General features: G+C 60.1%; 10 protein-coding genes. 6 read left to right on the top strand and 4 right to left on the bottom strand.

Features of this window, described 5'->3' with window-relative positions; translation table 11 throughout:
- Nucleotides 1-151 precede the first annotated feature (151 nt).
- The 3 genes from GWQ29_RS06410 (at nt 152) to GWQ29_RS06420 (ending at nt 4,253) form a co-directional block, all read left to right on the top strand.
- Nucleotides 152-1,960, top strand: coding sequence for a M3 family oligoendopeptidase (locus GWQ29_RS06410; RefSeq protein WP_275919024.1), 1,809 nt, complete (start codon nt 152-154; stop codon nt 1,958-1,960).
- Nucleotides 1,961-2,342: 382 nt separating this feature from the next.
- Nucleotides 2,343-2,882: an alpha/beta hydrolase YcfP gene (gene ycfP, locus GWQ29_RS06415; protein ID WP_005310449.1), complete on the top strand. Its 540-nt coding sequence runs from the start codon at nt 2,343-2,345 to the stop codon at nt 2,880-2,882.
- A 78-nt stretch (nt 2,883-2,960) separates the two neighbouring features.
- Nucleotides 2,961-4,253, top strand: a complete 1,293-nt coding sequence (locus GWQ29_RS06420) for an NAD(P)/FAD-dependent oxidoreductase (protein WP_005310451.1) — start codon at nt 2,961-2,963, stop codon at nt 4,251-4,253.
- A gap of 92 nt (nt 4,254-4,345) precedes the next feature.
- Here the strand turns inward: GWQ29_RS06420 and GWQ29_RS06425 are convergent, their stop codons facing one another.
- Genes GWQ29_RS06425 through GWQ29_RS06435 form a run of 3 tightly spaced genes read right to left on the bottom strand, consistent with a single transcriptional unit; the run spans nt 4,346 to nt 7,403 of the window.
- Nucleotides 4,346-5,146 carry a hypothetical protein gene (locus tag GWQ29_RS06425; RefSeq protein ID WP_265461374.1) on the bottom strand — a complete coding sequence of 267 codons (801 nt, stop codon included), beginning with the start codon at nt 5,144-5,146 and terminating at the stop codon, nt 4,346-4,348.
- Nucleotides 5,147-5,192: 46 nt separating this feature from the next.
- Complete coding sequence (locus tag GWQ29_RS06430) at nt 5,193-6,269, bottom strand: HBL/NHE enterotoxin family protein (RefSeq protein ID WP_043141162.1); 1,077 nt, start codon at nt 6,267-6,269, stop codon at nt 5,193-5,195.
- Between the two features lie 24 nt (nt 6,270-6,293).
- A complete protein-coding gene (locus tag GWQ29_RS06435) occupies nt 6,294-7,403 on the bottom strand; it encodes a hypothetical protein (RefSeq protein ID WP_275919025.1) in 1,110 nt (369 codons plus the stop codon).
- A gap of 436 nt (nt 7,404-7,839) precedes the next feature.
- Here GWQ29_RS06435 and GWQ29_RS06440 point away from each other — a divergent pair, with 436 nt between their 5' ends.
- From GWQ29_RS06440 to GWQ29_RS06450, 3 genes are all read left to right on the top strand, one after another.
- Nucleotides 7,840-8,157 carry a heavy metal-binding domain-containing protein gene (locus GWQ29_RS06440; RefSeq protein WP_059112275.1) on the top strand — a complete coding sequence of 106 codons (318 nt, stop codon included), beginning with the start codon at nt 7,840-7,842 and terminating at the stop codon, nt 8,155-8,157.
- Between the two features lie 168 nt (nt 8,158-8,325).
- Nucleotides 8,326-9,084 (top strand): transporter substrate-binding domain-containing protein, encoded by a 759-nt coding sequence (locus tag GWQ29_RS06445; RefSeq protein ID WP_275919026.1) that lies wholly within the window; start codon nt 8,326-8,328, stop codon nt 9,082-9,084.
- A 190-nt stretch (nt 9,085-9,274) separates the two neighbouring features.
- Nucleotides 9,275-10,288 carry a S66 peptidase family protein gene (locus tag GWQ29_RS06450; RefSeq protein ID WP_275919027.1) on the top strand — a complete coding sequence of 338 codons (1,014 nt, stop codon included), beginning with the start codon at nt 9,275-9,277 and terminating at the stop codon, nt 10,286-10,288.
- A gap of 69 nt (nt 10,289-10,357) precedes the next feature.
- Here the strand turns inward: GWQ29_RS06450 and GWQ29_RS06455 are convergent, their stop codons facing one another.
- Nucleotides 10,358-12,631 (bottom strand): alkaline phosphatase family protein, encoded by a 2,274-nt coding sequence (locus tag GWQ29_RS06455; protein ID WP_275919028.1) that lies wholly within the window; start codon nt 12,629-12,631, stop codon nt 10,358-10,360.
- Between the last annotated feature and the right edge of the window lie 87 nt (nt 12,632-12,718).

The following is a 12,718-nucleotide window of genomic DNA, read 5'->3' on the forward strand; positions in this document are numbered from 1 at the left end:
GCTGGCCCGTCTATCGCATTGGCTGATCAGACCGGCCGTTCGGGGGCGCCCCGGCGGCCCCTGTTTCTTTCGTGGCGGGCCCGCAGCGGCCCGGCCATGTGCATTTCACCCAGGGCAGCCTCTGCCCCCTGATATTGATGACGAGCGTTTGATGCAACAAAGAGTCTACCCACAGCAGTGGCGCAACCAGCATATCTATCCCGCCCTCGACTGCCCCGAGCTGGAAGCGGACATGAGCCTGGCCCGTGCCAACCTCGCCGGGCTTGCCGGTTTTATCGACGGTCTTGAGCAGGTATTGGGCAATACCGACGCCTTGCCCGATTTTTTGCGGGAAGTGCGCCTGCGGGCCCAGCGGATCCGCAATATCGGCTGGAACGTCGCCGTGCTGGCGGCATCAAAGGGCAGTCAGGATGCCTGCTATCCGCTCGCCAAGCAGCTGGCCTCCCGTGCCCGCGCCCTCAACGCCGATCTGTTCAAGACCCTTGCTCCGGTGGAAGACCTGATGCTGGGGCTGCCCGAGCCCGAGTTTGAGCGGCTGATGCAGGATCCCTTGCTCGGAGAAGAGGATTACCGGCTGCGCCATGAGCGCCGGCTGCAGGATCAGCGCCTGCCGGTGGAGGCCGAGCAGCTGGTGATCGGGCTTGGCACCGATGGGCTGCATGGCTGGGGCAACCTCTACAACGATCTGGTGGGCAAGATCCGCCTCGTTGTCGATGGTCGCGAGATGGGGTTAGCCGAGGCGAGCAATCTGCTATCCAGCCCGGTGCGGGCACTGCGCCGCGAGGCCTTTGATGCCATCAGTGCCGGCTGGGAAGGTGAGCAGGAGACGGTGGCCGCCATCCTCAATGCCCTCAACGGCTGGCGGCTGGAGCTGGCGCGCCAGCGTGGCAAGGTGCGAGCCCTCGATGCGCTGGATCTCTCCTGCCATCAGAGCCATATAGAGCGGGCCACCCTGGATACCCTCATGGCCGAGACGTATAACGCCCGGGGTCTGGGCCAGCGGGCACTGGGGCTGATGGCCCGGCAGCTTGGCATCACAGATCCGGGGCCGGAGGACTTGTTTGCACCGCCCCCGGCGGCCAGCAGTCGCGAGATCTCGTTTGAAGAGGCGATCGAGATCATAGCCGCGGCCTTTGCCCGCTTCGATCCCGAGATGGGGGAATTTGCCCGCATGATGGCCGAGAAGGGCTGGATTGATGCGGCGCCCACCCCGAACCGGCGCACTGGTGCCTACTGCACCAAGTTTGCCGATCCGGTGGAGCCGCGGGTCTTCATCACCTATGCCGGCACCATGGACAACGTCATCACGCTCGCCCACGAGCTGGGTCACGCCTGGCACAACTGGCTCATTCGCGATCTGCCGATGAGCCAGCGCAGCTACCCCATGACGCTGGCGGAGACCGCCTCCATCTTCGCCGAAACCCTGGTGCGCAGCGCCCTGTTCGAGCAGGCGCAGACGCCGGAGCAGCAACAAGCCATCGCCTGGGCCGAGGCGGACGGCGCCGCCACCTTCTTGGTCAACATTCCGGCACGCTTCGACTTCGAGCAGGCCCTGGTGGCTGCCCGTGGACAGGGTTATGTGTCGGCACAGCGGCTAAAGACGATGACGGACGAAGCCTGGGGTCGCTGGTATGAGGGGAGTCTGGTGCGTTATCACCCTCTGTTCTGGGCGGCCAAGGCGCATTTTTCCATCGCCGGACTTGGTTTTTACAACTACCCCTACCTGTTTGGCTATCTGTTCAGTCTGGGGGTCTATCAGCAGTTGATGAGCCGTCAGGCGGCAGGGGAAACGAATGTGGCCGAGGCCTATCGCGCCTTGTTGCGCGATACCGGCCGCATGAGCGCCGAAGATCTGGTGGCAAAACACCTGGGTCAGGATATCCGCGGGGCAGCCTTCTGGCAGGGCAGCATGGCGCTGGTGGCGGCGGCGGTGGATCGCTTCGAGCAGATCTGCGGCTAAGGGGACTCTGGCACGTAAACGCGCCGCCGGGCAGTGTATCTGCCCTGCGGCTTTTTCATGGTTTCCCACTGATAATGCAGGGCGTGGGGCTGATCATGGCTGATAAAGAGGGCGGCCTTGTGGTACTGAACAACCTTGGTAGGCAATCGTTTACTGTCCCATGGCAAAGCCACTTGCCTCGCTAGCCAGGTGATCCCTTCGCCACAGCGGGTGCCCACTTTTATTGTCGAACGGAGCAGGTGAGGTATCTGATTGACTTAATCTGGTTTCATCCGCAACTGGAGGCGTGATCCAAAGCAAGAAAGTGGGATGTTTTGGTGGCGCAAGGCCCCGCCGCTGGGGTAGTTTCGATAGAACCGACACAGTTTTTGAGGTCTTGTCCATGATCATCTATCTGCATGGCTTTGATGCCACCAGCCTCGGCAATCATGAAAAAGTGCTGCAGTTGCAGTTTATCGATGATGATGTGCGTTTTGTGCACTACAGCACGGTTCATCCCCGTCATGACATGAGCCACCTGCTCAAGGAAGTGAAAAAGCAGCTCGACATGAGCACAGACCCCAAGCCTCTCATCTGCGGGGTGGGGCTGGGAGGTTACTGGAGCGAGCGGATCGGCTTCTTGTGCGGCATCAAACAGGTGATCTTCAACCCCAATCTGCACCCCGAGATCACCATGCAGGGCAAGATAGACAGACCGGAAGAGTACGAGGATATAGGCACCAAATGTGTGTCTGAATTTCGTAGTAAAAATTCAGGAAATTGCCTCTGCATCCTTTCCGTTCAGGATGAAATCCGCGATAATGGCGACATTGAGCGTGAATTGAAGAATTATTACAACATCGTGTGGGATGAGCGAGAGACTCACAAGTTCAAAAATATCTCTCATCACCTGCAACAGATGAAGGCTTTCAAAGAAGCCTGATCGATTGTCACGTCATGGATTCAACTATCAAGGGAGCCGATGGCTCCCTTCGCTTTAATGGAACCGAGGTAATTAACCATGACCAATATTGTTGTCGTCGGCGGTGGAGCTGGCGGTCTGGAGCTGGCTACCAGCCTGGGTCGCAAACTGGGCAAGAAGAACAAAGCCAAGATCACCCTGGTCGACCGTAACCGTACCCACCTGTGGAAACCCCTGCTGCACGAAGTAGCCACCGGCTCCATGGATGCGGGTATCGATGCCCTGAGCTACCAGTCCCATGCCAAAAACCACGGTTTCGATTTCCAGCTGGGCAGCCTGACTGACATCAAGCGCGACGAAAAACGCATCGTGCTGGGGAAGATCGTCGATGAGAATGGCGACATAGTGGTGCATGAGCGGGAGGTACCGTACGACATCCTGGTGATGGCGATCGGTTCCGTTTCCAACGACTTCAACACCAAGGGCATCAAGGATCACTGCATCTTCCTGGACAGCCCCTCCCAGGCGCACCGTTTCCACAACAGCATGATGAACCGCTTCCTGCAGTTCGCCACCGAATACCAGCCTGGTGACAAGGTGAAGATCGCCATCGTTGGCGGCGGTGCCACTGGCGTCGAGCTCTCTGCCGAGCTCTATAACGCTGTGGAGCAGCTCTATGCCTACGGTTTCAAGAACCTCACCACAGAGAGCCTGAAGGTGACTCTGGTGGAAGCGGGCCCCCGCATACTGCCCGCGCTGCCGGAGCGCATCAGTGGCGCGGCTCATCAGGAACTGGTCAAACTGGGGGTGGATGTGCGTACCGCCACCATGATCACCGAAGCCACCAGCGATGGGCTGCACACCAAGGATGGGGAGCTCATCGAAGCTGACCTCATGGTGTGGGCTGCCGGTATCAAGGCGCCGGATTTCATGAAGGATATCGCCGGCCTTGAAACCAACCGCATCAACCAGCTGGTAGTGAAAGAGACACTGCAAACCAGCCGTGACGAGAACATCTTCGTCATCGGTGACTGCGCTGCCTGCCCGCAGCCGGATGGCAAATTCGTGCCGCCACGCGCCCAGTCCGCCCACCAGATGGCGACCCAGGCATGCAAGAATATCCTGGCCAAGCTGGAAGGCGGCGAGATGAAGCCTTACCTCTATCACGATCACGGCTCGCTGGTCTCTTTGAGCCGCTTCTCCACAGTGGGCAGCCTGATGGGCAACCTGATGCGCGGCTCCATGATGGTAGAAGGCTACATAGCGCGCATGGTTTACATCTCGCTGTACCGGATGCACCAGGTCGCCCTGCACGGCTACATCAAGACGGGTCTCATCATGCTGGTGGGCCGCATCAACCGGGTACTGCGCCCGACCCTGAAGCTGCACTAAGCCGCTTGGGGCAAACGTGCCGGGGCGGCAATGGCCCCGCGCACCATGAAAAAAGGAGAGGCCAAGGCCTCTCCTTTTTTGTTTCCGGGGTATCAGGAGGCGTCCACCTGAAGGGTGCGAACCTCGGTGAGGGCGGCGGTGAAGAAGAGCCGCGCCAGCTCAGGATCCCCTTGCCCGGCATCGCGGGCGACGTTGGCAATATCGCCGCCGAGCAGGGTGATGGTGTTGCCGACCTTGCTCACCCGATCGATGAGGGAGCCGAATTGCTGGGAGAATGCCGTCGTCTGGCCGAGAAAGCCTTGCTGACGCTGGATCTGCCCCTCAATCTGGTTCACCTGTCCCTCCAGACTGTTCACCTTGTTCTGGGTTTGCGTCAGGGTGATGGCCAGGGCGATGAGGCCCGGCAACCCCAGCAATCCCAGCCCCAGCAGGTAGAGCTTTTTCTTGTTGAGGGAGTCCAGCTCCTGACGGGCCCCGGCCAGGTTGGATTGCAGCCCGGCTATGGTGGCTTGCAGCTCCACGCCGATCCGTTGCAACGCTATGTTGTCTTGCGTGATGCGATCGTTGGCCGTCTGGCTGGCGGTCAGGGTCTGGGCGGTCAGCGTCTGGATGGGGGCGATCTCCTGCTGGACCAGATCGACGAATGCCTTGAGCGCCTCTGGGTTGAAGGGGCCGGTATTGGCCAGCTGCTGCGTCAGTTGCACCTCCAGGCGTGCACCAAACGCCAGGACCTGCTGCTGCATGGTTTGCACCTGGGGCAGCAGCGCCGCGACGACCTCCTCGACGTTCTGCTGGATGTTGACGGCGTTTTGCGGCAGACCGGTGAAGGACTGAATGACGATTTCGGCCTGCTGCATGTTGGCAATGGATTGAGAAAGAATACCGTTGCTCATGGGCTCTCCTTGATGGAAGAGGGCGGCCTGGCCGCCCTCCCGTGGGTTAGGCGGCCAGACGGCCGACGAAATCGGCTATGGTGGCGGTCGCGGGCACTTGCATGGGGCTGACGCCGGCCATCTGGGCCTTGATGGTGTTCACGTCGACGAGCACCGTCTTCACTGTGGTGTCGGCGGCGGTCAACCAGAGCTGGCGGATGTCGTCGCCACTGGTGATGCCCTTGTCCAGATCCGTGATCAGGCTGCCGAGATCCGAGGTCAGGGCGTCCCAGGCATTGCTCATCTGGGTCGCGGCATTGACCGCGTTTTGGGCCTGTACCTGGAGCCCTTTATAACCATTGCCGATCTGGGTGGCGATCAGTACCTCGCTGTTGAGGTTGCTGCGCTTCTGGTACAGATCCTGGCGAGCGCCCAGCGAGTTGTGCAGCACTATGGAGCCTGCCGTGATACCGGCGGCACCTGCCACCATCATGGCGACCCCACCTATTACCACAGGTGTCGAGGTGCCGGCGGTGACGAAGTCGGCCACTGCGCCTATGGCAGTGACGAAGGCTCCACCAATCACTAGCAAGCCCCCAACCACTATGCCGGCGATGGCACCGTCGATGGCCGCGTTGACCTTGTCGATGTCACCGTTGAGCTGAGCCAGGACCCCGTTGTCGCCCTGCACCTTGCTGTTGAGGTTCACCACTATGCCCTGGAAGTTGCGGGAGTCGGTGATCAGATTGTTGTTGAGATCCAGAATAATAAGACGGGTATCGGAGGATACCTTGTGGTACTCGGTGGCCTGTTCCTTGATGACGTTCAACTGCCTGAGCCACTGGGCCTTGGTGGAGCCGGGAGGAAGCACGGTCGGGATGGCATTTTGCAGGGCGTAGTAGTTGGAGATGTTGCTGATGTTGGTGATGATCTGTGGCTGGATCTGGTTGAGGTACAGATCCGCATGCCCTTTGGCGACGTCCAGTCCCTGGTTGATCTGGGTCTGGTTATCCTTGAGGTTCGGGAACTGGCTGAAATCCACGGACACCTGTTGCTTGACGCTGTTGCAATAGGTCTGGATCTGCAGCGCCTGACCGGCCTGACCGGCCATGCTCTGATCCATGGAGATGGTTGCATTTATCATGTCTATCGTCCTTTTGTGGTGGGGTTAAGCATCGGGCAGGACGCCGTTGCCGGCGTAGGCGGTCTTGATGTCATTCACCTGATCGGAGAGCTGTTGCCAGGATTGGGTATCCAGCGCCAGGGTGCGCCTGAGCAGACGCACATCGCCGTCGTTGCTGAGGTCGGCCACTATGGGGACGGCGCTCTGATAGGCGTCGGCCACCTTCTGCCAGCCGGAGGGCAGGCCAGTGATCGCTCGGGCTACCGTCTCGTAGGTGCTGACAAACAGCTGGTTCTGGGCCTGCACCGACTTTGCGACCGTCAGCATGGCGTTGGTCTCGGCCAGTGCCTGGTAGGCCTGAGCCAGTTTCTGGGTATTGGCCTTGAGCTCCTTGGCTGCCAGGCTGGCACCGGCTATGCCGGATGACAGGGCCTGGATACCGGCGATCATGTATTGGGTCTGCTGGTCTGATCCCTTGGCCGTGCCTTGGCTAGCGGCAGGCTTGGCGGCGGTTTTTTCCTCCAGCGCCAGCGAGGTCACGATAGCGTGGCCCAGTTGGCTGACACCCTCACCGGCCTTGCCACCCTCATCGACAATGGCCTGAATGTTTGCCGCTATGGCCTGGTTCAGTGCGTCTATGGCCTTGGCCTGGCGCTGAGCATCGGCGATCAGATCCTGCTCGAGCTGAGTGATCACCCCCAGGAAGTTGTCCATCAGGGGACGCAGCGAACCCCAGGCGACCTGAACCCGGGTGTTGAGCGTCTGGGCCAAGAGCCGGTAACTCCGGGCCTGATCGGCCAGAGAGGTCAGCTGTTCTGCCAGCTTGGCTCGCCCGGCCAGCACGGCCGCATCGTCATCCTGGCCGAGCAAGCGGTTGAAGGCCGCGACCAGGGCGTAGAAATTCGAGCCATAGCTCATCAGATGGATAAGGCCAGGCAGGTTGTCTTGCTGGTAGTAGCGCGCCTGGTTGAGCATCTGGGCCTGGTAGGCCTCAATCTTGACTGCCAGGGATGAGTCGAGCTCACTCCTGGCCAGGGACTGCTGCATCAGCAGCAGATTGGCATAGCTCTGGTTGAGCAGGGCCGGTGAGGCCGCAGACAGGTAGGCTGCCAGCAGGCCTTGATCCCCAAGATCCAGTGTGGTGATTGTGGTCATGGTGTGGCCTCCGCACGGGCTTTGGCGAGGTGGCTTGCGTGGAAAGATACCCGCGTTGAAGGGGTGGGATGAGGTGGTCGGGTGTCGAGCTGCATCATGATGCTGTCCTCGTGACGAAGTGGGTCAGTCTCCGGCGTCGGGCCGGGACAGACTCACCCTATGGAAAGGCGAAATGGGCCACAACTGATATTTTTATCACTTGATGTTTGGGCCAGATCGGCTATTGAGGGGGCGCCTGGATGCTGATCGTGCAGCTTGCTCAGCCTTGCCTCCCGTTGCTTGATGCCGGCAGGATCCAACCGGTCGACTCTCTATGGATCCTGCTCCTCGAAACACAAACAGCACTGACCCACAGACACGCATCGAGTCTGTTTTCTTGCTTGGAAACTATCGCTGCTTTAGGCTGTCTACCCAGTGAATCGATAAGGAAACCAAGATGATCCTCTCAACTACCCCCACGCTGGAAGGCAAGACCATTCGTGAATACCGCGGCATCGTCGTGGGAGAAGCCATTCTCGGCGCCAATATCTTCAAGGATCTGTTTGCCGGTATCCGCGATATCATTGGTGGCCGCGCCGGTGCCTACGAAAAAGAGCTGGCCCGCGCCCGCGAGATTGCCTTCGATGAACTGAAAGAGCGCGCGCAGGCGCTGGGCGCCAACGCCGTGGTCGGTATCGATATCGACTACGAGGTGGTGGGGCAGAACGGCAGCATGCTGATGGTCAGCATCAGCGGTACCGCCGTTGTAATCTAAGCCCTGTCAGCCATTGAAAAACCGGCAACCTTCTGCCGGTTTTTCTGTTTCTGCCCCGGCGTTGACCGGAACTGTGACAAATCCGGTGATCTTGCTGGCCAGCCTGCATACGCAGGGTTGCCCACTGCCGCCATACTGAAGCAAGGGAAACAGGCAGAGAGGTCAATCATGTGGCATTTTCGCTGGTTATTGTTGTGGTGCTGGCTGGGCAGCGCCGCAGGGGCCAACATTCAGGCAGTAACAGAGGAGCTTCCTCCTTACAACTATCGGGACAGAGACGGTCTGGTAACGGGTCTGTCGGTGGATCTCCTGCAACGGATGGTCGACAGGAGCAAGCTTTCGCTCGACAGCAAGGGGGTGCAACTCCTGCCCTGGGCGCGGGCCTACCAGATGGCGCTGCATCACCCGAACACAGTTATCTTCAGCATGGTACGGCTGCCGGAACGAGAAGCGCTCTTTCACTGGGTTGGCCCCATAGGACCTCGCACCCTCTGGTTTTATCGCCTGGCGAAACGAGAGGAGGTGACGGCCAATCAGCTCTCTGAGTTGGCATCCTGGCGTATTGCCGTTGTGCGCAATTCGGCTGCGGCACGTGAACTGGCTGATCAGGGGCTTAATCTGGTGCTGGTGCACGATGAAGATGACAAGTTTCGCATGATGCTGCGCAGGCGAGCGGACATAGCTCCAGCCATGCAGATGGGGGCGGCCTATCACATAGAGTCGCTGGGCCACAGCTATTCGGATTTTGTCCCCCTGTTTCAGTATCAGGACACCAAGGAGTTCTACTTTGCCTTCAGCCTGGATACGGACGAGGCCATCATCAAGGCATTGCAAAGGACCCTGGACAGCATGCGCGCGGATGGGACTTACGATGAGATCACCCAGAAATGGGAGCGTCGCTTCTGGATCAGGCCCGCGAGCGAATGAGCGTCTGCGCGGCGGCCCATGTCACTGAGGTGGCAAGGGTGGCTGTGATGGTTCGCGCGTTTCGCCGAATCGCTCACCAGGGCCAAGCAGCTTATCCAGATGTCTTTAGGGTTATTTGCGGGTTACTATGAGTCCATCAAGGTCGGCGCCATAATGCCAGATGGCCGCACTCGTGACAGGACACCTGACAATGACATTACTCAAGCCGCCAGGGCTCAAGCCTGGCGACACCATAGGTTTTTTCTCCCCCTCCAGCGCAGCCACTGCCTGGGCGCCAAACCGCTTTGCCCGTGCAAAGCGGTTTATGGAAGCGCAGGGCTTCAGGCTCAAGGCGGGCAGCCTCACCGGCCAGCAGGATCACTGGCGATCCGGCACCATAGCCGCGCGGGCTGCCGAGCTCAATACACTTATTCGCGATCCGCACGTGCGTTGCATCATGTCGGTGATTGGCGGCAGCAACTCGAACTCCCTGCTGCCCTATCTTGATTACGAGGCGCTCAAACGGGATCCCAAGATCATCATCGGCTACTCGGATGTGACGGCCCTGCTGCTCGGCATTTATGCCAAAACCGGCCTCGTCACCTTTTATGGCCCGGCGCTGGTGGCATCGTTCGGTGAATTGCCCCCGCTGGTAGATGAGACTCTGGCCGGGTTTAGCCAGGTCTGCCTGGCTGGTGGGGGCGCCGTGCCTCATACCTTGCCGACCCCTGCTTATTGGACCGACGAGCGGCTCGATTGGGAAAACCAGACTCGGGCCAAGCAGTGTCAGCCCAATCGGTTGATCTCGGTGGGGACAGGTCGGGTGCGGGGACGGCTGCTGGGTGGCAACCTCAATACCCTGACGGGGATCTGGGGCTCTCCCTACATGCCGGCCATAGCGCACGGAGATATTCTGCTGCTGGAAGACAGCCTCTTGACAGCTGATACGGTGGAGCGCTCCTTCGCCCATCTCAAGCTGTGCGGTGTATTTGACCGCATCGGCGCCCTGGTTCTCGGCAAGCACGAGCTGTTCGATCATCAGGGCAGTGGCAAGCGGCCGCTCGATATTCTGCTGGAGGTGGTGGGGACGCCGCGTTTCCCCATATTGGCGGAGTTTGACTGTGCCCACACTCATCCCATGCTGACTCTGCCTCTTGGCATCGAGGCTGAGCTGGATCTCGATGCCCGGACCCTCACCCTGTGCGAACCCTGGCTTGGCGAGTGAGTGATCCCGTCAATCGCATTATGCAAAGAGGCCGCAACAGCGGCCTCTTTCACTTTCTCAGGTCCGAGATCAGGGCAGGGCATTGGCCCTGAAGCTGGCCCGGATCTGGGGCACCAGGGGAGAGACGTCGAAGCCTTTCTCCTCCCCCAGCACAGGGTGGAGCAGGGGGAGATCCTCGATCGGGGTCAGATCCCCTGCCAGCAGCTGACGGGTGGCTTGGCCCATCTGGTAGAGCTGGCGCACAGGGGCGAATTGCCGTTCGAGAGAGAGGGCACCATCATCGCGGGTAAAGGCCATCATGGGGATCTGGTAGCTGGCATCGCGGGGCGGTTTGTCGCCGTGAATGCCCTTGCCTGCCGACATCAGAAACGGCTGGTGATCGCCAAAGGCCACTACCAGATAGCGTTTGCCAGAATTGTCCAGCCGTTTGAGCAGCCGCTCCAGGGAAGCCATGGCATCCACCACCCCCGTGTAGTAGGTGTTGAGCAGCTGGCGGTCTGCCGCACTCTGATCCGGACAGGCCTTGTCGAGTTGCTGTGCCTGATAGCGATTCCCGTCGAAGGGGCCGTGGCCCTGCATGGTAACCGCGTAGGCAAAGAGCGGTGAGGTGTCCTGCTCGCTGCGTCTGAGCAGATGGTCGATCAGTGCATCGTCCGAGATGTAGAGCCCTTTGTGCTCGAGACTGGTAAAGCGTGTATCGAACCAGCGCTCCTCATAGCCAAGGGCCGGCATCGCCTTGGCACGGCCCCAGAACTTCTCCACGTAAGGGTGGGCAAACAGGGTGTGATAGCCGCTTTGCTTTGCGCTTTGTGCAAGGCCGGGCACCTGCTCGGACAGGTAGTAATAGGGCACGACCCCCTGCTTGAGCAGGCCCACCGGCAGACCCGTGTTCATCTCGAACTCGGCCAGCACCGTCATGCCGCCTGTGGTGGGGGAGTGGATGGTCTTTTGCCACTGTTGCACGTTGGCGGGCAGGCTCAATGTGGGAGGTGGGGCGCAGATCCTGCCCTGCCAGCCGAGCCAGAGCGACTCGTATTGCAGCACTATTACCAGATCGAAGCGGGGGGGCTGTCCCTGGCTCACATGGCTGATCTGTGGAGTGAGCTCATTGATCTGCAAGGGATAGCGAAACACACTGCCGCTTTGCAGCATCTCGTCCACCAGATTGAACAGATAGAGGCCGGGGCCGGAGCGGATGAGATCCCTGTGATAATTGACCGCTCTGTCCACGTAGCGAATGTTGGCCCCCAGCAGCTTGTTGCCGGTCTGGGTTGCGAACACACACAGGGCAAAAAAGGCGGCGGTGGCGGCGGTCGTGCGAAACAGGCCGCGCAAGACCCAGCGTGACAGGGCGAAACGCCAGCAGACAAACAGCAGCGCAGCGACGCCGAGCACAGGCAATACCGGATGCTGATCCAGCAGGATGCGCAGCAGTGCCAGCAGATTGCCAAGGTCGTCACCCCCCAGCGGCACCCCGTAGATGGCGATCTTCATGAAGTTGGCGAGCAGGCCAATGCCGGAAAGCGCCGTGAACACCAGTCCCATATAGAGATTGAAGCCCGCCAGGGCACAGAGGCTCCAGCCCAGCACCATGCTGCCCCAGGCGAGATAGTAGTGCTCCGGCCTGAAGCCGGACCAGAGCAGAAACTCCCCCAGTTTGAATACCACAAAGCCGTGCAGCAACACGAAGGTGAGGTTGCCGAGCAGCAGGCTGCCGATGATCCGCCAGCGCAAACTGCGCCTGAGCTTGGGCAGCAGGGCTTTGAGCACGGCGGCGCTCAGTGCCAGTACCAGTACCAGGCTGGTGAAGAGGTAGGTGAGGTTGAAACCCTGCTCCGGCAGAGTCTGCAGGATCTGGCTGAATTCAGCGCTCTCGGGCCGATCTGCCAGCAGCAGGCCGATCCGCAGCTGATAGCGACTGGCGAGGGCATCGTCCGGTGCCCGCAAGGTGCTGTTGAGATCCAGGGTGCAGCGCCCTTTATTGCATCGCTGGCGTTTTTCTACCGCCTGGCTCAGCTGATCTATGCGCTCCCCTTTGTCGTTGAGCAGCTCCACCCGCACCTTGTCCCCCGCTTGCAGCGGTTTGAGCAGCTGCCACTGGCTGCGCACCACCAGATAGAGGCCACGGTTGTCACTCTTATAGAGCAGAGAGTGACGAGTGAGCGTCGCTATGGGTTGGTCGGCAGGTCCCAGCACCAGCGGCCGGGCCTGGCCGAGCCAGCTGCCGGGATTGATCTGCGGCAGTATCAGGGTCAGCAGCAGCAGCGCAGCCAGCAAGCCAAGCAGCAGGGAAGGCAGGCTGGGGATCCTGGCTGACCGGCGTGCGGAGGAGGGGACTTTCATATGAGCTCATCCTTTGAGCGAGTAACGACGAATGGCTGCTGCATTTAATGTGACCCGATGGTGAGGGGCTTGTTCCTTGTTGTCAAT

Origin of the sequence: Aeromonas sp. 2HA2 (genome assembly GCF_029237345.1) — a bacterium.
In the GTDB taxonomy this organism is placed as follows: Bacteria; Pseudomonadota; Gammaproteobacteria; order Enterobacterales; family Aeromonadaceae; genus Aeromonas; species Aeromonas salmonicida.